Genomic DNA, 20,617 nt, shown 5'->3' with positions numbered 1-20,617 from the left:
TGATGGGATTCAAATATTGGTGTGGCCTGATGCCCTCACCCTAACCCTCTCCCACGGGGAGAGGGGACGTAATCTCCCTCTCCCTTAGGGAGAGGGCCGGGGTGAGGGGGATGTCCGCACCAGCCCCGGCGCCTGCCACATCGACGTCGTCAGCCCGCTGTCCACCAGCCCGAGCTGGTCCGCGTACACTGCCTGCCATTTCTGCATCATGCCGTCGTACAGCTCGCGGTGCTGCGGGTTCGGCGTGAACTCGCGGCTCCATTTCACCAGCCGCTCGCCCGTCGAGGCCATATCGGCAAACAGCCCCGCGCCCGCGCCGGCGGCAATCGCGCAGCCGAGCGCCGTTGCCTCTTTCACTTCCGGCACGCGCACCGGCAGCCCGGTGACGTCGCTTAAAATCTGACTCCACAGGGCGCCCTTAGCCCCGCCGCCCGCAAACACCAGGCTTTCAAGCGTCACGCCGGAGAAGCGCGAGATCTGCGCCAGGTTGCAGGCCGAGACAATCGCCGCGTTCTCCTCCAGGGCGCGGAACAGCGTCGCTTTGTTGCACTTTTCCGGGTCGATGGAGAGGTTAATAAACGACGGCGCGGCGTGGTACCACTGCTTGAAATGCATCGCGTCGGAGAAGATCGGCATCACCCCGTGGGAGCCCGCCGGCACGCGGCTGGCCATCTCTTCCAGCAGGGAATAGGTGTCCATCCCCATTCGCTCGGCAATCAGCTTTTCCTCGGCGCAGAAGGCGTCGCGGAACCAGCGCATGGTCAGCCCGGTGAAGAAGCTGATCGACTCCGCCTGCGCCATACCGGGAATAACGTGCGGGTTCACGCGGATGTTCATGTCGGGGTCGGTGCGCACCTGCGGCAGATTGACCACCTGCTGCCAGAAGGTACCGCCCAGTACCGCCGTCTGGCCGGCGCGGACCACGCCCAGCCCCAGACAGCCCAGCTGCACGTCGCCGCCGCCCATCACCACCGGGGTGCCTTCGCGCAGGCCGCTCTGCTGCGCGGCCTCTTTGGCAATCGCGCCCAGCACGGTACCGGTCTCTTTCACCGGGGAGAGGATATCGGCGCGCAGCCCGGCCATGTCGAGCAGCGCCGGACGCCAGTCGCGAGAGAAGAGATCCAGCATGCCGGTGGTGCCCGCGTTAGACGGGTCGACCGCCAGTTCGCCGGAGAGCTTCGCCGCCAGCCAGTCGCTGATCATGGTGATGGTCGCGGCCTTGCGGTAAATATCCGGGCGATGGTGCGCCAGCCACAGCAGGCGCGGCATGGCGCTCAGCGCCAGCGTCTGGCCGGAAACCTCATACACCTCGGATTCAAAACGATCGTCGTGGATCTCTTTGAGTTCGGCCACCTCGCGGCTGGCGCGGGCGTCGACGTTGGCGCAGGCCCAGATGGCCTCGCCGTTGCGGTCATACAGCACGATCCCTTCGCGCATTGAGCAGCAGGCGACAGACTTAATATCCGCCGCGCTCAGGCGCGCACGTTCCAGCGCCTGATGAATGCACCGGCAGGCCAGCAGCCAGTTGGTCTCGAGGTCGAACTCCATCGATCCCGGCACGTTCTCCACGCTCAGGTGCTTCCACTCGGCCTGGCCGACGGCAATCTGGTTGCCCTGTAAATCGAAAATAACGGCGCGAACGCTGCCTGTCCCTGCATCTAACGCTAAAAGGTAACTCATGAGCTTGCCTCGTTGTTAGCGCAGGGCCTGCCCGTTACGTCAGGGCCAGCACCGCGCGGGCTGTCGTCTCCTCCGTCACCAGGCCATTGATACGGCGGCCCTTCAGTGCGGCATAAATCGCATCGGCTTTCTCTTCCCCTCCGGCCACGCCAACGATGGTGGGCAGCTGCGCCAGTTCATCGAGCGTGACGCCCAGCAGTTCTTTGTGGATCTCCAGCTCCTCAACGCACTCGCCTTCGGCATTGAGGAAATAGCCGAGAATGTCGCCGACCGCGCCTTTGCGGGCGTACATCAGTTGTTCACCTTCGCTGATATAGCCGGATCGCAGTATCGTGGCGTCACGGCGCTGGTTCACTGAACCAATGCCGACCACTGCCACGTCGGCGGCGGTCGCGGCGAGGATCACGTCCCGCACGCTGGTCTCGCGTTTTAAGATCCCGGCAACCTCTGCGGATGACACGCGAAGCGGGGCGGGGATCATGCTGACGCTGCAGGCCGCGTCCAGCTGGCCGATACCGGTCATATACGGCCCGACGCCGCCGGAGAGCGTAACCAGGCGGATCTGCTGCGAGCTGATAAAACCGCTCAGGTGCTGCAGGCAGCTCATGGTGGTTTCACCAAACCCCACCGCCAGCAGCTGGCCGGGCTCCAGCACGCCCATCAGCGACTGCGCCGCGCCAATGCCGAGCCGCACGTTCATCGGCGGCGTATTTAACGCGGGCATCACGCGCACCAGCTTCAGGCCAAAGCGCTGCTGTAGCTCGGTCTCCAGCGCCAGGCAGCCCTCGTAGCGGGAGTTGATCTGCACGCGGATCACCCCGGACTGACGGCCTTTTTCCAGCAGGCGGGAGATCTTCAGGCGCGGCAGCCCGAGCCGCTCGCCGATGTCGTTCTGGGTTAATCCGTCGTGGTAGTAGCACCAGGCCACGCGCGCCACGAGTTCCTCTTCCGCCAGTGCCAGCCCGGCAAACCGTCCTTCTTCCGCAGTGCGTTTATCGCTCATAGTTGAACTCTTATAAAAATTTAGATCATATGTTCGTGATGGCGCGAAGGGAAAGTGTGAGCCACGCGACAAAACGGATCTTTTCGATCGTTTCTGGTTTATCTGTATCTCAATCGATAAAACTGTGATCTCTGCACGGTTGTAAATATAGTTCACCGTCTACGCTTTTGAACATTATTAAATCTAAAAATCATTTGTTCAATAGCGGAGCGATGATGACACCACTTCTCGACGCGCGGAATATCAGCAAGCAGTTCTCAGGCGTGCCGGTTCTAAAAGGCATAGATTTCACGCTGCTTGCGGGCCAGGTGCACGCCCTGATGGGCGGAAACGGCGCGGGAAAATCGACGCTGATGAAGATCATCGCCGGGGTGGAAACGCCGGACAGCGGTGAACTTTGTGTCGAGGGGCAGTCATATGCGCGGCTCACGCCCGCTCAGGCGCACAGGTTAGGCATTTATCTGGTGCCGCAGGAGCCGCTGCTGTTCCCCAACCTGACGGTGCGGGAAAATATCCTGTTCCGCCTGCCGCGCGAACGCGATCTGGAAAAACGGCTGGCGGAGAAGCTCCAGCAGCTGCAGTGCCAGCTTAACCTCGACGCCGCCGCCAGCACCCTGGAGGTGGCGGATCAGCAGATGGTGGAGATCCTGCGCGGTCTGATGCGCAACGCGAGGATCCTGATCCTCGACGAACCCACGGCCTCCCTCACGCCCGGCGAAACCGAGCGGCTGTTCCGCCAGATCCGCGCCCTGCAGGCGCTCGGCGTCGGGATTGTCTTTATCTCGCACAAGCTGCCGGAAATTCGCATGCTTTCGAGCCACGTCTCGGTGATGCGCGACGGCGCGGTGGTGCTGAGCGGAGAAACCGTGCAGTTTGACGACAGCGCCCTGATCGCCGCCATGACGCCGGTAAGCCGGGAGAAATCCCTCAGCGATACGCAAAAGCTGTGGCTGGCGCTGCCGGGCAACCGCCGCACCCAGCCGCAGGATTTCCCGGTGCTGCGCGTTGACGATCTCACCGGGGAAGGGTTTATCGATCTCAGCCTTGAGATCTACGCCGGAGAGATCGTCGGCCTGGCCGGGCTGGTGGGATCCGGACGCACCGAGTTTGCGGAAACGCTCTACGGCCTGCGGCCCGTGCGCGGTGGGCGCGTCTGGCTGGAAAACCAGGAGATCACCGGCGATCCGGTAAGTTCACGCCTGGAAAAAGGGCTGGTTTACCTGCCGGAAGACAGGCAGGTGTCCGGCCTGTTCCTCGACGCGCCGATCCGCTGGAACACGGTGGCGCTGAACGAGCCGTCGCTCTGGCAGCAGCGCAAGCGGGAGTCTGCGGTGGTGGAGCGCTATCACCGGGCGCTGGGGATCAAGCTCAACCATGCGGATCAAACCGTGCGCACCCTCTCCGGCGGCAACCAGCAGAAGGTGCTTCTGGCGCGCTGCCTGGAGGCCAACCCTTTACTGCTGATCGTCGATGAACCGACGCGCGGGGTGGACGTCTCGGCGCGCGCCGATATCTACCAGCTGATAAAAAGCGTGGCGGCGCAGAACGTGGCGGTGCTGATGATCTCAAGCGATCTCGACGAGTTTCCGGGCCTTGCGGACCGGGTGCTGGTGATGCATCAGGGCGTGCTCAGCGGCGAGCTGCCGCGCCACGCCGTCAGCCTCGACAGGATGATGGCGCTGGCGTTTGGAGGGCAATCATGAAGACCTTACTCAAAAACCGCGAGCTGAGCGCGTTTCTCGCCATTCTGGCGCTGTTCGCCGTGCTGGTGGCGCTGAACCCGTCATACTTCAGCCTGCAGACGCTGGGGATGATCTTCGCCAGCTCGCAGATCCTGATCCTGCTGGCCATCGGCGCGGCGCTGGTTATGCTGACCCGCAATATCGACGTGTCCGTCGGCTCCATCGTCGGGCTGTCCGCCATCGCCGTCGGCGTGGCGCTTAATAGCGGCTACAGCCTGCCCGTTTCCATTCTCTTCGCGATGTCTATTGGCGCGTTGGCCGGGGCGTTCAACGGGTTCCTGGTGGTGGGGCTGCGCATCCCGGCGATTGTCGCCACCCTCGGCACGCTGGGGCTGTACCGCGGCGCGATGCTGCTCTGGACCGGCGGAAAGTGGATTGAGGGGCTGCCGCCGGGGCTGAAATCCCTCTCTGAGCCTGCCGCCATCGGCATTTCGCCGCTCGGCATGCTGGTGTTGATTATCGCCGTCGTGGGCGCATGGACGCTGTCGCGCACCGCGTTCGGGCGTGATTTCTACGCGGTGGGGGATAACCTCGCCGCCGCGCGCCAGCTGGGCGTGGCGGTGAACCGCACCCGCATGATCGCCTTTACCCTGAACGGCATGCTGGCGGCCTGCGCCGGGATCGTCTTTGCCGCGCAGATTGGTTTTGTGCCCAACCAGACCGGCAGCGGGCTGGAGATGAAGGCCATCGCCGCCTGCGTGCTCGGGGGGATTTCGCTGCTGGGCGGCACGGGCACGCTGGTTGGCGCGCTGCTCGGGGCCTTCTTCCTGACCCAAATTGACACCGTGCTGGTGCTGTTCAGGCTCCCGGCGTGGTGGAACGACTTTATCGCCGGGCTGGTGCTGTTGGGCGTTTTGGTGCTCGACGGGCGCCTGCGCCAGGCGCTGGCACGCCATCAGCGGGCGCTGAAGTACGGCCGCTTCCAGCCGGGTAACAAAGGGGGAAAGCACATCACCCCGTTTCCCAAACGCAAAAAAGAGGTGGCGTAAATGAGGCTTAACTGGGAAAGCGCGCTGCTGATTTTGCTGGTGCTGGAGATCCTGCTCTTTGGCGCCATCAACCCGCGCATGCTCGATATCAACATGCTGCTGTTCAGCACCAGCGACTTCATCTGCATCGGCATTGTGGCGCTGCCGCTCACGCTGGTGATCGTCAGCGGCGGGATCGACATCTCCCTCGGCTCGACCATCGGCCTGTGCGCCATCGCGCTGGGCGTGATGATGCAGGCGGGGTGGCCGATGGCGGTCGCCGTTCCGCTGACGCTGGTGCTGGGACTGCTGTGCGGGCTGGTAAACGCGGCGCTTATTCACTACACGGGAATCAGCCCGCTGGTGATCACCCTCGGCACGCTCTACCTCTACGGCGGCGGCGCGCTGCTGCTCTCCGGCATGGCGGGTGCGACGGGCTATGAGGGCATCGGCGGCTTCCCGGACAGCTTCACGGCGTTCGCTAACCTCACGGTGCTGGGTCTGCCGATCCCGCTGGTGCTGTTCGCGGTGATTACCGTTTTCTTCTGGCTGATTACCCACCGCGGGCGCTTTGGCCGTCACCTGTTTTTGATCGGGCAAAACCCGCGCGCGGCGCGCTATGCGGCGCTGTCGGTGAACGGCATGCCCTACGCGCTGTACGGTCTGGTGGGCGTGGCCTCGGCGATTGCCGCGCTGGTGATGGTCTCCTATTTCGGCTCCGCGCGTTCGGATCTGGGGCGCGATTTGCTGATGCCTGCGCTCACCGCCGCCGTGCTGGGCGGGGCCAATATCTACGGCGGGTCAGGTTCGGTTGTCGGTACGGCGCTGGCGGCGCTGCTGGTGGGCTACCTGCAGCAGGGTTTACAGATGGTCGGCATCCCTAACCAGGTGTCGAGCGCGCTGTCAGGGGCGCTGCTGGTTGTGGTGGTGATGGGACGTTCGCTGAGTCTGCACCGCGAGTGGGTGCGTTCTCTCTTTAGAAAACTATCCGGAGCGTAAGATGAAAACAAAACTGATAGTCCTGGCAATGGCCCTCAGCTTCGCCTCGGCGCAGGCGGCGGACCGCATTGCCTTTATCCCGAAGCTGGTGGGCGTGGGGTTCTTCACCAGCGGCGGCAACGGCGCGAAAGAGGCGGGGAAAGATCTCGGCGTGGACGTGACCTACGACGGCCCGACCGAGCCGAGCGTCTCCGGCCAGGTGCAGCTCATCAATAACTTCGTCAACCAGGGCTATAACGCCATCATCGTCTCCGCCGTGTCCCCGGACGGTCTCTGCCCGGCGCTCAAGCGCGCGATACAGCGCGGCGTCAAGGTCCTGACCTGGGACTCCGACACCAAACCGGAGTGCCGCAGCATCTACATCAACCAGGGTACGCCGGAACAGCTGGGCGGCCTGCTGGTTGAGATGGCGGGCAAGCAGGTCACCAAACCGAACGCTAAAGTGGCGTTCTTCTACTCCAGCCCCACCGTCACCGACCAGAACCAGTGGGTGAAAGAGGCGAAGGCCAAAATCGAGAAAGATCACCCCCAGTGGCAGGTCGTCACCACCCAGTTTGGCTATAACGACGCCACCAAATCTCTGCAAACCGCCGAAGGGATCTTAAAAGCGTATCCGGATCTGGATGCGATCATCGCCCCGGACGCCAACGCGCTGCCAGCCGCGGCGCAGGCGGCGGAAAACCTGAAGCGGGAAGGGGTGGCGATTGTCGGGTTCAGCACGCCGAACGTGATGCGCCCGTACGTTGAGCGCGGCACGGTGAAGGCCTTCGGCCTGTGGGACGTGGTGCAACAGGGCAAAATTGCGGTCAATGTCGCCGATCGCCTGCTGAAAAAAGGCGATCTTAACGTCGGCGACAGCGTGGACGTAAAAAATATCGGCGTGCTGAAGGTCGAACCGAACAGCGTGCAGGGCTACCAGTATGAGGCGAAGGGCAACGGCATCGTGCTGCTGCCGGAGCGGGTGGTGTTCACCAAAGAGAACATCAGCAAATACGATTTCTGACGGGGGAGCAAATGGCTGATTTAGACGACATCAAAGACGGCAAGGATTTTGGCATCGGCACGCCGCAGAAGAATGTGCCTTACACCCTGAAGGGCTGCGGCTCGCTGGACTGGGGCATGCAGTCCCGCCTGGCGCGCATCTTCAATCCGCAGAGCAATCGCACGGTGATGCTGGCCTTTGACCACGGCTACTTTCAGGGGCCGACCACCGGCCTTGAGCGCATCGATCTCTCCATCGCGCCGCTGTTTGGCGAAACCGACGTGCTGATGTGCACCCGCGGCATCCTCAGGAGCCAGGTGCCAGCCGCGACGAACAAACCGGTGGTGCTGCGCGCCTCCGGCGGTAACTCGATTCTGGGCGAGCTGTCGAACGAGTGCGTGGCGGTGGCGATGGAAGACGCGCTGCGCCTGAACGTCTGCGCGGTGGCGGCGCAGGTGTATATCGGCAGCGAGTTTGAGCATCAGTCGATCAACAACATCATCAAGCTTGTCGATGCGGGCGCGCGCTACGGCATGCCGACGCTGGCGGTGACGGGCGTCGGTAAAGAGATGGCGCGGGACGCGCGCTATTTCTCGCTGGCCAGCCGCATCGCCGCCGAAATGGGCGCGCAGTTCGTCAAAACCTACTACGTGGACGAGGGCTTTGAAAAAGTGACCGCCAGCTGCCCGGTGCCGATTGTGATCGCCGGGGGCAAAAAGCTTCCGGAGCACGAGGCGCTGGAGATGTGCTGGCGGGCGATCGACCAGGGCGCGTCCGGCGTGGACATGGGGCGCAATATCTTCCAGTCCAGCGCGCCGCTCGCCATGCTGAAGGCGGTGAAAAAAGTGGTTCACGAGAACTGGAACGCCCGCTATGCGTTCCAGTTCTGGCAGGAAGAGAAACAGGGAGAAGCAAAATGAACGTGACGCTGGTTGAGATCAACATTAAGCCCGAGCGGGTGGACGAGTTTCTGGAGGTGTTTCGCGCCAACCACGAGGGGGCAATCAAGGAGCCGGGAAACCTGCGCTTTGACGTATTGCAGGACCCGAGGGTGAAGACCCGGTTCTTTATCTACGAAGCCTATAAAGACGAAGAGGCGGTGCTGGCGCACAAGCAAACCCCGCACTACCTGGCGTGCGTGGATAAGCTTGAGGAATTGATGTCGGAGCCGCGCAAGAAACGCAGTTTTGTGGGGCTGTTGCCGGAGTAACAGGCGTTATAAAGGTTTTGTAGGCCGGGTTAGCGCTAGCGCCACCCGGCGTTGTTCAGGCCAGCACCAGATCCGCAATTATCGCAGCAAGCGCTTCGCGCGGCTCACCCTGAATAGCCTGAAGGGGGAAGGGTAGCGCGGGCGTTTCCACTTTCCCCAGCATTTCTGCCGCTGCCGCTACCACCCGCAAACTACCATAATGGCGGAACAGCGCCCAAAGCGGCTCCAGCCGCTCGGATTGTGCCGATTGTTTCGAACGGGCAATCGCCAGCGCTGTTTGCGGAAACAACCCGCCGACCACCGAGTACCAGACGTCAAACCCGGCCTGCAGGGCAGAGGCCGCTCGCCAGTCACCGGCGATGCCCAGCGTGACGGTATCCGGAAGACGAGCGCGTACCTGCGACAGGTCCTCCGGCACGCGGCCAAGCTTTATGGACCCTATATTCGGCAGGGCCGCGGCGGCAAATAACAGTTCATCGCTAAACGAAAAACCAGTCGTGGCGGGATTATCGTAAATGCACAGCGGTACGGAGATCTGGCGGGTCACCGTCTCATAGAGATGAAACACTTCGTCTTCCGTTAATCGCTGGTACGACACGGGTGCCAGCAGTACGCCGGAGACTCCTGCCGATTGCGCGTCGTCAGCCAGACGCAGAATATCGTCCAGCCGCAATGCGCCGATGCTGACGATGACCGGAATGTCATCAGCATGCGCCACCGCGCAGCGTGCGATCCGACCGCGCTTTTCAACGGTCAGATAGGCGTAACTTCCCGTTGAGCCCAAAATGCCGAGTGAATCCACGCCAGCGTCGACCACGGGGCGCAGAAGATTGATGAAGGCGTGCTCGTCAAACGTCCCCTCTTTCAGGGGCGTTAACGGAAACGCGCTTAACCCGTGAAACATCGTGATGTCCTCCTACAGCGTCAGCAGCTGAACCCGAGCCTTGGCTCCCGGCATCAGCCGCTGCAGGTTGTTGACCAGCTCTTCTCCTGCCTCTTCCAGTGCCGCAAGGGGCATCGACGGCAGGCTTTCAAGAATAAACCACATGGATTGCGCCTGGCTGTCCAGACGGGTACGGACCCCCTGTCGCCAGTTCCAGCGGCGGCAGGTGACGCCGAGGTCGTCTCGCCAGAGAACCTCGCCAGCATCCGGGTATTCCACCACCGGCTCTCCCTCCTTAAAGGTATCAAACGGCTCGCTGCCGTCTGCCAGCGTCAGGCGCGGCGCACCCGAGTACGCCGCGAGATTTTCCCCACCCACCGGAATGGCATAGCGAATGCTCACCGCGTTATAGATATCCACCACCGGATCCAGCGACGGCAGCGAACCGTCTTTCAGTACCCGCTTGCGCAGGGCGGAGGCCGAGCAGGGCGTGCGTTTCGGTTTCGCGCCGAAGGCTTTAAACACCTCATCCCAGTCTGAAAGATGTGCATCAGCCCACGGCACATCATCATTCAACATCAGCTGGCAGGCCTGCGCCAGCGCGGCGGGCGCAACCTCCGGGTGGGTAATCGGCGCAGCTTCAACCAGAATGCTCAGTGCCCGAAAGCCCGGGGCAATCCCGGCAAGACGCGAATCTATTGACGGCGTAACGAGAGACATAAATAATCCTGTATTGACTGTTTTATACCATGGTAGTGACCAATGACTGATAAAGTCAATATAATGACTGATTCGGGTGCCGACGTTGCCCAGGTAAGCCTGGCCGTGGCGAACCGCATCCGCAACTGGCGTAAAGAGAAAAAGCTGTCTTTGGACGAGCTGTCCCGCCGGGCCAGCGTCAGTAAAGGCATGCTTGTGGAGATCGAAAAGGGCGCAGCCAACCCCAGTATCGCCATCTTGTGCAAGCTGGCCGCCGCGCTCGGCATCTCCGTAGCGGATATCGTCAACGTCTCCAGCGAGCCGCTGGTGCATGTTATCGAAGAGGCCGCGATTCCGGTTCTGTGGCAGGGCGCACAGGGTGGATGCGCCAGACTGCTGGCGGGAACGGCAGGCCCGGATATGATTGAGCTATGGCAGTGGGAGATGCAGCCGGGAGAGCGCTTTACCTCTCCGGGGCACTCGGCGGGAACCTTTGAGCTGCTGCACGTGAACGAAGGCGTTTTAACGCTGACGGTGGACGAGACGGTGACGCAGGTTGCTGCAGGCAAATCGGCGGTGGCGAAAACGGAAGCTGCGCACGGTTATGCCAATGAGGGAAAAAACGTTCTGCGCTTTACCATGACGGTGGCGGAGTTCCACCGCTAAAAACCGGGCCTGCAACTGCCTGCAGGCCCGGTGATTTTTTACGCCTCTTCCACACTTATTCGCAGCGCTGCCAGCGCTTTACGCGCCGCTTTCAGCACCTGCTCGCACTGCTCAATCGTCAGCGTCAGCGGCGGTTCAATGCGGATGGTTTTCGAGTTGTTGAGCGTGCCGGCCACCAGCACCCGCTGGCGGAACATCTCGCTCGCGAAGCTATAGCCGGTTTCGTTATCGACAAACTCAATCGCCATCAGCATCCCTTTGCCACGCGCGTCCTGCACCAGGTCCGGATACTCCCGGCCTAGCTGACGGAAGCCGTCCAGCAGCATGTCGCCTTTCTGCTCCGCCTGGGCGGGCAGGTTTTGCTCCAGCAGTACGTTGATGGTCGCCAGCGCGGCCGCACAGGCCAGCGGGTTACCGCCAAAGGTGGTGGTATGCAGGAACGGGTTGTCGAACAGCACCGAGAAGACCTCTTCAGTCGCAACCGTCGCACCAATCGGCATCACGCCGCCGCCGAGCGCCTTCGCCAGGCACAGGATGTCCGGCTGAACGTTTTCGTGCTCGCAGGCAAACATTTTGCCAGTGCGCCCCATCCCGGTCTGGACTTCGTCGAGGATCAGCAGCGCGCCAAACTCATCGCACAGCTGACGCACGGCGGGCAGATAGCCCTGCGGAGGGAGGATTACGCCGCCTTCACCCTGAATCGGCTCCAGGATCACCGCGGCCACGTCATCGCCGGTTTTACGGCATTCGCTCAGCACGGTGCGCATGGCGTTGATGTCGCCAAACGGCACGTGGCGGAAGCCCGGCAGCAGCGGCATAAACGGTTTGCGGAAGGTGGATTTGGCGGTAGCAGACAGTGCGCCCAGAGATTTACCGTGGAACGCGCCGCTGGTGGCGATAAAGGTGAATTTCCCGCGCGGCGACTGGTACGCTTTGGCGAGTTTAATCGCCGCTTCGACCGATTCCGTGCCGCTGTTGCTAAAGAAGCTGTACTTCAGTTTGCCGGGCGTTAAGGCCGCCAGCGTTTTCGCGAGCATAGCGCGAAGCGGGTCGAGCAGTTCCTGGCTATGGAGAGGTTGTTTCGCAAGTTGATTCTGTACGGCGGAAACCACAACTGGATTACGGTGCCCCACGTTGAAGATACCAAAACCACCCAGGCAATCGATAAACTCCTGTCCCTGGGTGTCGACAAGCGTGTTAAGACTCCCCGCTTGCCACTCTACGGCTCCGTAATCCCCGCCGGCGGTAACAGATTTGCGATACTCCAGAAAACCTGGATTGACGTGCTCTTTAAAGTAATCGATGACCTCTCGGTTAAGTTGTTTCATCTCCTCATGATCGAGCGTTCGCTTCTCAATGAGATTCAGTGCGTGCGCGGTACAGGCAAGAGCCGAGGCGCTGGAAGGTAACCTGTTCAAAATGTGCTCCCGGGGATCGCGTATCACATGATACTGGTTTAAGTATTGCAGGGATTACGCCACTTCAGATGACTTAACGAAAATCGGGATAAACGCCAGGTTAAAATAATGTTGCACAATATTTAATCATGCCGGAGCAACCGAAACGGGATTCAGCGGTACAGGACAGAAAGGATAAATGAGGGCGGAAAACCGCATCTGCACTAAAGAAGTGCATTCGCTGCAACTTAAGTGGGCATTAACTGATCATGCTTTACAGGTAATTTCTTTGCGAAAGTATTTGAAATCAATGAATTATAAAATCGCACAAAAAGTATGGTTTAAGTCAAATCTGCGATCTTCATCAAGTTTAACAACTAAAGATAAATTGTTTACCGCCGAAAAAACATTGACCCACAAAATTAACATTCAAATAACCTGCAAGGGATGCCCACGATGTCCTCTCCAACCTATGTCACCCAGAATGAATATCCTCTGGACGATGACACCACCTTAATGTCTACCACAGACGTCCACAGCTACATCACACACGCCAACGACACCTTTGTGCAGGTGAGCGGCTACCAGCTCGATGAGCTGACGGGCCAGCCGCACAATATGGTGCGCCACCCCGATATGCCAAAAGCCGCGTTTGCCGATATGTGGTACACGCTGCAGCAGGGCGAGCCGTGGAGCGGAATTGTCAAAAACCGGCGCAAAGACGGTGACCACTACTGGGTGCGTGCGAATGCGGTGCCGATGGTACGCCAGGGGCTGGTGACAGGCTATATGTCCATTCGCACCAAAGCCACAGCGGAAGAGATTGCCGCCGTGGAGCCGCTCTACCGGGCGCTGAACGACGGAAGCTGTATGAAACGTATTCATAAAGGGCTTGTGGTTGGAAAAGGCTGGCTGGGCAAACTGCCGGCTATGCCGCTGCGCTGGCGCGTGCGCAGCGTGATGGCGGCGCTTTTTGCCGTTCTCGCCGCCACGCTGATCGCGACCTCCGCCGGGTGGATGCCGCTCGCCGCAGCCGCTCTGGTCATGCTGCTGGGGACACTGCTGTTTGAGCAGCAGATTGTCCGCCCGGTAGAGAATGTGGCGCGACAGGCCCTGAAGGTCGCAACCGGTGAGCGCAACAGCGTGCAGCATCTGAACCGCAGCGACGAGCTGGGGCTGACGCTGCGCGCGGTAGGGCAACTGGGGCTGATGTGCCGCTGGTTAATCAATGACGTGTCGAGCCAGGTGGTGAGCGTCCGTGACGGCAGCGACAGGCTGGCACAGGGAAATGAAGATCTGAACGATCGCACGCGTCAGACCGTGGCGAACGTGCAGCAGACCGTCGCGACAATGAACCAGATGGCCGCTTCCGTTCAGAGTAACTCTGAAACCGCCGCCGAGGTGGATAAACTCTCCGTGGCCGCGAGCAGCGCGGCGACGAAAGGGGGCAACGCGATGCAGACCGTTGTCAAAACCATGGATGACATTGCCGACAGCACGCAGCGAATTGGCTCGATTACCTCCCTGATTAACGATATCGCTTTCCAGACCAATATTCTTGCGCTGAACGCGGCGGTTGAAGCGGCAAGGGCAGGAGAGCAGGGAAAAGGTTTTGCCGTGGTCGCGGGCGAAGTGCGCCATCTCGCCAGCCGAAGCGCCAGTGCCGCCAATGATATTCGTAAACTCATTGATGCCAGCGCCAGCAAGGTGCAGTCCGGCTCTGAGCAGGTTCACGCCGCAGGTCGCACGATGGATGATATTGTCGAGCAGGTGAAAAACGTGACGCAGCTTATCGCCCAGATCAGCCACGCGACCTCCGAGCAGGCAACCGGGCTGTCAGAGTTGACCCGCGCGGTGGCCGAACTCGACAGCATCACGCAGAAAAACGCCGACCTGGTCGAAGAGAGCGCCCACATTTCTGCGATGGTGAAGCACCGCGCCGGACGCCTTAAGGATGCGGTAACTGTGCTTCATTGAGTCAGTAATGTTCTAAAAAAGCCGTTTATTTCGTAAGGAATAAACGGCTTTTTATTTTCTGGTTGTGACTATTAATGTATTTTATTGTTAATTTAATATTAAATAACTAAAGAAAGTGCCTCAGTTATTTATCCCTGCCTAAGTCAGTTATCCAGAACGCTATTTTGAAAAATACCCCTCCGGTGGTCTGGTAACGATCGATGGAGCAATATTAATAGCCTCTACCTATCCATTGCGATGGTTATGAAATAAAAAAACGATCAAACTCATAAAGTTAGCGAAATCGTTACCGATAACAGCGATCGTCTGAGAAATAATCACATCGATGGAGAAAATATGTTCTTACATGACGTAAAGATCGGCACGAAATTATTTCTGGCGTTTGGGTTCTTTATTGTCCTGATGGCGCTCAGCGCGAGCCTGTCTCTGATAAGCCTGAACCGGGCTAATAACGGGATGCAATCGATTATTACCAGCGATTATCCGACCACGGTAAAAGCGAACCAGTTAATCGATAACTTCCAGGAATTTATTAGCACTCAACAGCTGATGCTGCTGGACGAGCAGGGCACCTATACGGGGCAATCTCAGCAGCGCCTGAAAGAGATCAGCGAGCACATCACGGTGATCCTGGGCGAGCTGAACAACGCGCTGCAGGATCAAAAGTCTCAGCAGGTTCTGGCGGAGATCCGCAGCGTGCGCCAGCAGTATCTGGACTCGCGCTACCGCATTTTGCAGGCGGTGCAGAACAACAATCGTGCGGGCGCTATTCAGGAGATGATGACCACCACCCTCGCCGTGCAGCAGGCTTATAAAGCGAAGGTGAAGGAGCTGATTACCATTCAAAACAGCGAGATGCAGAGTGCCGGCGCGCAGGTGGAAGGGGATTTCAGGTCTAACCGACTGCTGCTGATCCTGCTCACGCTCTTTAGCATTGCGGCAGGCAGCCTGATTGGCTGGTTTATCGTGCGCGCTATCACTCGTCCGCTCGGCGAGGCGGTACATTTTGCAAAAGCCATTTCTGAGGGCGATCTCACGGGCAGCATCACGCCACACGGCAAAGACGAAACGGGTCTGCTGCTGCATGCGCTGATGGAGATGAAAACGCGACTGCTGGACATCGTGCAGCAGGTGCAAACCGGCTCGGAGAATATCTCCAGCGCTGCCGCGCAGATTGTCGCCGGGAACCAGGATCTGGCCGCGCGCACGGAAGAGCAGGCAAGTTCTGTAGAACAGACCGCCGCCTCGATGGAGCAGATCACCGCGACGGTGAAAAATACCGCCTCGCATACCGGGGAAGCGACCAACCTTTCGGCCGATGCCGCCACGGTGGTTAAAAACAACGGCGAGATGATGAAGCAGGTGACCAGCAAAATGCGCCTGATTAACGAGACGTCGAACCGGATGTCCGACATTATCGACCTGATCGACGCCATTGCGTTCCAGACCAACATTCTGGCGCTGAACGCGGCGGTGGAAGCGGCGCGCGCCGGCGAGCACGGTCGCGGCTTTGCGGTGGTGGCGGGTGAAGTTCGCCAGCTTGCCCAGAAGAGCGCGTCATCTGCCAGCGAAATCCGCGAGCTGATTGAGAGCTCTACCAGCCAGACCCGGGACGGGATGAACCTGGTTGAAAAAGCGAGTGCGTTGATTAATGGGATGGTCGGCAACGTGGAAGAGATGGACGTGATCCTGCGCGAAATCCGCCAGGCCAGCCACGAGCAGACGGAAGGTATCTCGCAGATTAACAGCGCGATTGGCCTGATTGATGCCACCACCCAGCAGAACTCCGCGCTGGTGGAGGAGTCCGTCGCGGCGGCAGCATCGCTTAACGAACAGGCGATGCACCTGAAGGAGCTGGTGCGCGTCTTCCGCGTGAGCGAGCACGCTCCGGCTTAATCCAGCTGGGAGATCTCGAGCGCCGCGCGGTCAATAACGCCGATAATCTGCTTGAGCTGCGCGTCGCTGAGCTCTCCCTGATTCACCTTCAGATCTAACACCGCTTTGAAGTTATCCAGCGCCCGCTTCATCTGCGGGTTTTTGCGCAGCTGAAAACCGACGGAACGCGCTTTGATACGCACCTGGATCTGTTCCAGCTGCTCCCGGTTTTCGTCCAGCCAGCGTTGTCCTTCAGCGGTAATCGTAATCGTCTTACGACCGTTCTCTTCTTCCGTAATGGTGATAAAGGTTTGATCCTGAAGATAATCCAGGGTCGGGTAGATCACGCCTGGGCTCGGGGTGTAATTCCCCTGGGTTAGATTCTCGATCTCTTTGATCAGCTCGTAGCCGTGGCTCGCGCTGCGGGTCAGAATATCCAGAATCACCAGCCGCAGATCGCCATGGCCGAAAAAGCGCGGTCGGCGCCCGCCGCTGTCGTGTTCGTGTCGCATAGTAGCTCTCTCAATTTGATATATCTAAACTATATCTAAGATATATTCAGATGCAATCTAAAAGATCTTGCATTTTTTCTTATTAGTAATCATTATCATTTAAAAATTGATTTAGATATATCGTATTCACCAGAGAAGGGGCTAAAAAATGGCATCTACCCGTTACCCACAGCGTGTTCGTAATGACCTGCGCTTTCGCGAGCTGACGGTGCTCCGCGTTGAACGCGCCAGCGCGGGTTTCCAGCGCATTGTTTTAGGCGGCGAGCAGCTGGAAGGCTTTAGCTCCCGCGGTTTCGACGACCATACCAAAGTCTTTTTCCCTGCCCCGGGCGCGGTGTTTGTGCCGCCGGTGGTCACCGATGAAGGTATCGACTGGGGTGACGGCGTACGTCCTCAGACGCGCGACTACACGCCGCTGTACGACGAGGCAAACCATGAGCTGGTGCTCGATTTCTTCGTTCATGACGGCGGCATTGCCAGCCGCTGGGCGGTTGAGGCAAAAGTGGGCGACAGGCTGACCATCGGCGGTCCGCGCGGTTCGCTGGTGGTGCCGGAGGATTACGCCTGGCAGCTGTACGTGTGCGACGAGTCCGGCATGCCCGCGCTGCGCCGACGCTTAGAGAGCATTGCTAAACTGCCGGTTCGCCCGGAAATTCATGCGGTAGTGACGGTTGGGGACGACTCTTATAAGGACTATCTGGCGCACCTGAGCGAATTCAACATCACCTGGGTTGTAGGCCACAGCGAGCAGGCGGTAGCGGACCATCTGGCGGCGCTGACCGTTCCTGGTGAAGACTATTTCATCTGGCTGACCGGGGAAGGGAAGGTAGTGAAGACGCTGAGCCGTCAGTTTGAAACCGATGCGATTGACCAGCAGCTGGTGCGTGCCAGCGCATACTGGCACGCCAAATAATCAGGCGGCGGAATCCAGCTGCGCTTCGCTCACCTGATGTTCGAGCGAGGCGCGGACCTCGTGCAGGGCTTTCTCCTGCTGAGCGAAGTAAGCTTCCATATTGTTCAGAGACGAGACCAGAAGCCAGGATTCCTCTTTCTCAAGCTCCGCCAGTTCGTTCACTAAAATGTCTATCTGCTCGCGAACCTGCGCCATTTTTTTGCGGATACGTTCCAGATCGTTCAGCCTGTCGCTTGCCATCAATGGCTCAAAGCCCTGCTGCAGGCGGGCCACCAGTGAGCGAATGGTTTTAACATCGCCACGCTGCTTCGCCTGGTTGAGCTGCACCATCATCGCGTTAGCTTCCTCTTTCAGATCGTCCGCCACCAGATCCGGATGGCAGAGCTTGCTCGCCTGCCGCCAGAGACGCTTGAGCTCGTTCCGATCCTCTTCCGAAAGATCCTTACCCTTGCGCAGCCGCACTTCGGCATCGTGATGCTGCTCGCGATATTTCTCGTACTCTTCGTTAGCGTCGTCTCGCGCCTGACGCGCAGGCTCCTCTTCGCGCGTTAAGCCGCTCTCCAGCTCCAGCGCTTCGGCTAGCAGATTGGCAATCAGATTGCTTTGCTGTTCAAGATGCTTGCGCGCCTCAGCGGCCTGCACGGAGTCGGCCGGGAGATCGCGCCAGCGCTGGGTGAGCGTCGCCAGCACCTCTACCGCCTGCGCCATATAGCGCTGGCAGCGACGGTAATCTTCCTCACGGCGACGCGCTTCCGCCTGCTGACGGCGCAGGTTCAGCTCGGCCAGGGTTTTACGCAGGGCGAGGATCTGCTGCATCAGCGGCCCGAGGCGAGAGAAATAGAGATCGTTGAACTCATCAAGCTGCTGCACCCGGGCGTTGCGGCGGTCAATCAGATCGCGCAGACGTTCTTCCAGCGCCTTCAGCTCCAGCTTGCTGGCGGCCACCTGCGGATCGCGCCACTGGGTCACGGCGCGCTGGCCCTGAAGCCAGGCGGTAATTGCCGCCATCGCAGCGGTGTAGTTCTTCTTTTCAAGCGCCACGACGATTGCCTGTAGCTCATCGTCAAACGCTTCATTTTTCAGCCGTGTCAGCTGGCTCTGGATGATGTCGTCATCTTCCAGTTCAATGGCATTTTTAATGATTTCTAGCCGTTTGATCGGTGTGCTCATGATGCCTTTCGCTTTGGCGCTTAAGTATTTGAGTTAAGGTTAGTTGTTGTAAAAGCTACAGGAAATAATACACACGGATGATGATCGGCGCGATGGGGGATTTCTTTAATGAGTTGATGTGTGGTGCTCTCATTATGGGGTAAACCCGATAGAGCGACATGCCACACCTTCACCAGCCCTGTTAATTTGCGTTGATCCTCTTTTTCCCCTGCCTCGGGTTTTTCCGTGTCCTACCCGAAAGCGAGCCCCCCACCTTTGGTGGCGCATGCGTCCGACCCACCCTCAATTAACCTCGCTGTAAATCCCCACCACGCGACCCACCGTTTTTATCTCGTCGATACCGCATTCAAACGGAACCTTGCCGCCCGCCACGTGGAGTTTTTTACCCGGCAGCAGCGTGAGGTCGCGGATGCTGGCGGTGCCTTCAATCTCAACCAGCCACAGGCCGTCGGTTAACGATGCTTCTTTTTCAATAAAGTGCAGCTTTCCCTCCGCCCGAACGGCGATGCCGCGAGCCAGCGGTTTGCTAAAGAAACCAGAGTCGATACTCAAAGTGGTATTTTCTTCCAGCCTTCCATCACTCAGTGTGAATGTGGAAACCGAAACCGGATCGCCCGGCGCGGGATGACCTTCAAACTGCGCGCCTTGTCCGGTCATCAGCCAGCGAAGGCTGGCGCCGGTGTCCAGCGCGCACTGAACCGCAAAGTCGTAAGAGACGGTACCGCGCGCGTAGCGGTTCTGAAGCGAGCTGGCGGCGATATTAAAGTGCCGGGCCAGCTGGATTTTCTGCGTGAAACCATATACCTGACAGATTCTATCGAGTAACTCTTCATTATTCACTTGAGAATCTAAAATCAAAATATATTCCTTTGGATGTTTACTAATACTCATTTGGGTATTAGTATCATTGCAAATTCGGGCAATCAGCGGCAGACGTTGGCAAACAGAGGCTAATGATTGCAGACATTATCAAAATGGGAATCATGCAGCATGGCATCTGAAATCGCAATCATCAAACGGCGGAAAATACCGTGCTGTGCCCGTTTTCAGCGCACTAGCGTGCGTGAATTTATGCGAGGGGAGATATGGCGATAGAAGCTGCCCGTGCAAGGGTTCCACTTAGCGTGGGAGCGCGTCTTAGCGGGCTTAACCACGTCGCTGAACTGCGCGCCCGATACGGGGGCGATAGCGGAAAAGAGCTGGCGCGGTTTATGGCTGAAATGCGCGATAAGCGCGATCCCTGTTTTGAGGAGAACAGCAGGGCGCTGGCCGCCCTCTTTTTCCTGGCGAGATTGCCCGTCTCCCGCCACGAGTGCGATATCAGCGAGCTGACGACCGAAGAGAAACGGGCGCTGATTAACGCCATGAACCATTTTCGTGCTGTTGTGAGTTTATTCCCTGAACGGCTGACCATGCCGATATAACCCAACCCAAAAACTAATGGCGTAAACCCGCCGGGCACCCTATTGCCTGAAATTAAGGAGAACGCGTGATGCGAAACAGTGAAAACCGCCCTTATCGGATCGGAAGTGAAGAACTGAAACGCCTGCTGGCAGAGGCAAAAACAGAGGAACGATGCGCGCGAGCCCTCGCGGTCTCCCTGCGTCTGGAGGCGCTGGCGAGCCATATCTACAAAACCGGTATGAGCGGAGAAGACGTTGCCGAACTTCTGTGCCACGAGGCGGCTCGCTACGAGCGCGAATCTCAGGAGCTGCACTGATGGCCGATTTTATCGATCTTGCGCAGGCGCGCGAGCAGGAGGACAGAGAGCGGTACATTAATCGCGCCCGCAGACGACCCGCATCGCCTTCGCGTTTCCTCTGCGAGGACTGCGAGGCGTCGATACCGGAGGCGCGCCGAATAGCGGTGCCCGGCGTAGCCCTGTGCGTGACCTGCCAGGAGATCGCAGAGATGAAAAATAAACACGTCCGGGGAGGATAA

At 59.2% G+C, this 20,617-nt stretch carries 21 protein-coding genes; 13 read left to right on the top strand and 8 right to left on the bottom strand.

The features are described from left to right. Nucleotides 1–84 precede the first annotated feature (84 nt). Both lsrK and lsrR read right to left on the bottom strand, forming a co-directional pair. On the bottom strand, nt 85–1,680 hold the full coding sequence (gene lsrK, locus SPG90_RS14625; protein WP_126303120.1) for an autoinducer-2 kinase: 1,596 nt from the start codon (nt 1,678–1,680) through the stop codon (nt 85–87). Nucleotides 1,681–1,714: 34 nt separating this feature from the next. Then, nucleotides 1,715–2,683, bottom strand: coding sequence for a transcriptional regulator LsrR (lsrR, locus tag SPG90_RS14620; RefSeq protein ID WP_045403450.1), 969 nt, complete (start codon nt 2,681–2,683; stop codon nt 1,715–1,717). Nucleotides 2,684–2,898: 215 nt separating this feature from the next. Here lsrR and lsrA point away from each other — a divergent pair, with 215 nt between their 5' ends. Genes lsrA through lsrG form a run of 6 tightly spaced genes read left to right on the top strand, consistent with a single transcriptional unit; the run spans nt 2,899 to nt 8,584 of the window. After that, nucleotides 2,899–4,386: an autoinducer 2 ABC transporter ATP-binding protein LsrA gene (gene lsrA, locus SPG90_RS14615; RefSeq protein WP_126303156.1), complete on the top strand. Its 1,488-nt coding sequence runs from the start codon at nt 2,899–2,901 to the stop codon at nt 4,384–4,386. Continuing rightward, a complete protein-coding gene (lsrC, locus tag SPG90_RS14610) occupies nt 4,383–5,414 on the top strand; it encodes an autoinducer 2 ABC transporter permease LsrC (protein ID WP_047173385.1) in 1,032 nt (343 codons plus the stop codon). The genes lsrA and lsrC overlap by 4 nt, the downstream gene beginning before the upstream one ends. Beyond that, nucleotides 5,415–6,392, top strand: a complete 978-nt coding sequence (gene lsrD / locus SPG90_RS14605) for an autoinducer 2 ABC transporter permease LsrD (protein WP_045403440.1) — start codon at nt 5,415–5,417, stop codon at nt 6,390–6,392. A gap of 1 nt (nt 6,393) precedes the next feature. Next, nucleotides 6,394–7,395 carry an autoinducer 2 ABC transporter substrate-binding protein LsrB gene (gene lsrB, locus SPG90_RS14600; RefSeq protein WP_126303119.1) on the top strand — a complete coding sequence of 334 codons (1,002 nt, stop codon included), beginning with the start codon at nt 6,394–6,396 and terminating at the stop codon, nt 7,393–7,395. 11 nt (nt 7,396–7,406) lie between these two features. After that, a complete protein-coding gene (gene lsrF, locus SPG90_RS14595; protein WP_126303118.1) occupies nt 7,407–8,294 on the top strand; it encodes a 3-hydroxy-5-phosphonooxypentane-2,4-dione thiolase in 888 nt (295 codons plus the stop codon). Further along, nucleotides 8,291–8,584 (top strand): (4S)-4-hydroxy-5-phosphonooxypentane-2,3-dione isomerase, encoded by a 294-nt coding sequence (lsrG, locus tag SPG90_RS14590; protein ID WP_003862606.1) that lies wholly within the window; start codon nt 8,291–8,293, stop codon nt 8,582–8,584. The genes lsrF and lsrG overlap by 4 nt, the downstream gene beginning before the upstream one ends. 55 nt (nt 8,585–8,639) lie before the next feature. On the opposite strand, the gene SPG90_RS14585 is transcribed toward lsrG, so the two are convergent. Both SPG90_RS14585 and SPG90_RS14580 read right to left on the bottom strand, forming a co-directional pair. Further along, nucleotides 8,640–9,488, bottom strand: coding sequence for a dihydrodipicolinate synthase family protein (locus SPG90_RS14585; protein WP_045403436.1), 849 nt, complete (start codon nt 9,486–9,488; stop codon nt 8,640–8,642). 12 nt (nt 9,489–9,500) lie between these two features. Beyond that, nucleotides 9,501–10,187: a B3/4 domain-containing protein gene (locus SPG90_RS14580; RefSeq protein ID WP_126303117.1), complete on the bottom strand. Its 687-nt coding sequence runs from the start codon at nt 10,185–10,187 to the stop codon at nt 9,501–9,503. Between the two features lie 42 nt (nt 10,188–10,229). On the opposite strand from SPG90_RS14580, the gene SPG90_RS14575 reads away from it, so the two are divergent. Beyond that, nucleotides 10,230–10,832 (top strand): helix-turn-helix domain-containing protein, encoded by a 603-nt coding sequence (locus SPG90_RS14575; protein ID WP_322408206.1) that lies wholly within the window; start codon nt 10,230–10,232, stop codon nt 10,830–10,832. A gap of 38 nt (nt 10,833–10,870) precedes the next feature. Here SPG90_RS14575 and ygjG read toward each other — a convergent pair whose 3' ends face one another. Next, nucleotides 10,871–12,250, bottom strand: a complete 1,380-nt coding sequence (ygjG, locus tag SPG90_RS14570; protein WP_023309267.1) for a putrescine aminotransferase — start codon at nt 12,248–12,250, stop codon at nt 10,871–10,873. Nucleotides 12,251–12,685: 435 nt separating this feature from the next. Between ygjG and SPG90_RS14565 the strand changes: the two genes are divergently transcribed. Further along, on the top strand, nt 12,686–14,206 hold the full coding sequence (locus SPG90_RS14565; protein ID WP_126303116.1) for a PAS domain-containing methyl-accepting chemotaxis protein: 1,521 nt from the start codon (nt 12,686–12,688) through the stop codon (nt 14,204–14,206). A gap of 336 nt (nt 14,207–14,542) precedes the next feature. Further along, nucleotides 14,543–16,102 carry a methyl-accepting chemotaxis protein gene (locus tag SPG90_RS14560; RefSeq protein ID WP_047174522.1) on the top strand — a complete coding sequence of 520 codons (1,560 nt, stop codon included), beginning with the start codon at nt 14,543–14,545 and terminating at the stop codon, nt 16,100–16,102. On the opposite strand, the gene SPG90_RS14555 is transcribed toward SPG90_RS14560, so the two are convergent. Then, nucleotides 16,099–16,593: a PadR family transcriptional regulator gene (locus SPG90_RS14555; RefSeq protein ID WP_029741394.1), complete on the bottom strand. Its 495-nt coding sequence runs from the start codon at nt 16,591–16,593 to the stop codon at nt 16,099–16,101. The two genes, SPG90_RS14560 and SPG90_RS14555, sit on opposite strands and share 4 nt — an antisense overlap. 148 nt (nt 16,594–16,741) lie before the next feature. Between SPG90_RS14555 and SPG90_RS14550 the strand changes: the two genes are divergently transcribed. Continuing rightward, nucleotides 16,742–17,506 (top strand): siderophore-interacting protein, encoded by a 765-nt coding sequence (locus SPG90_RS14550; RefSeq protein ID WP_045403421.1) that lies wholly within the window; start codon nt 16,742–16,744, stop codon nt 17,504–17,506. Here the strand turns inward: SPG90_RS14550 and SPG90_RS14545 are convergent, their stop codons facing one another. Beyond that, entirely contained in the window at nt 17,507–18,676 is a 1,170-nt protein-coding gene (locus tag SPG90_RS14545; RefSeq protein ID WP_023309262.1) for a molecular chaperone DnaJ, read from the bottom strand. A gap of 282 nt (nt 18,677–18,958) precedes the next feature. After that, nucleotides 18,959–19,534 carry a phage repressor protein CI gene (locus SPG90_RS14540; RefSeq protein ID WP_047174524.1) on the bottom strand — a complete coding sequence of 192 codons (576 nt, stop codon included), beginning with the start codon at nt 19,532–19,534 and terminating at the stop codon, nt 18,959–18,961. 227 nt (nt 19,535–19,761) lie between these two features. Here SPG90_RS14540 and SPG90_RS14535 point away from each other — a divergent pair, with 227 nt between their 5' ends. The 3 genes from SPG90_RS14535 to SPG90_RS14525 all read left to right on the top strand — a co-directional run bounded on the left by SPG90_RS14535 (nt 19,762) and on the right by SPG90_RS14525 (nt 20,617). Beyond that, nucleotides 19,762–20,100, top strand: coding sequence for a DUF5347 domain-containing protein (locus tag SPG90_RS14535; RefSeq protein WP_047174525.1), 339 nt, complete (start codon nt 19,762–19,764; stop codon nt 20,098–20,100). Nucleotides 20,101–20,168: 68 nt separating this feature from the next. Next, entirely contained in the window at nt 20,169–20,396 is a 228-nt protein-coding gene (locus SPG90_RS14530) for a DUF2732 family protein (RefSeq protein ID WP_047174526.1), read from the top strand. Beyond that, entirely contained in the window at nt 20,396–20,617 is a 222-nt protein-coding gene (locus SPG90_RS14525) for a TraR/DksA family transcriptional regulator (protein ID WP_047174527.1), read from the top strand. Before SPG90_RS14530 ends, SPG90_RS14525 begins: the two co-directional genes overlap by 1 nt.

This window comes from Enterobacter sp. D2 (genome assembly GCF_034427575.1).
Lineage (GTDB): Bacteria > Pseudomonadota > Gammaproteobacteria > Enterobacterales > Enterobacteriaceae > Enterobacter > Enterobacter cloacae_M.
The sequence above is the reverse complement of the archived record's forward strand: the minus strand, read 5'-3'. Positions and strand labels throughout refer to the sequence as shown.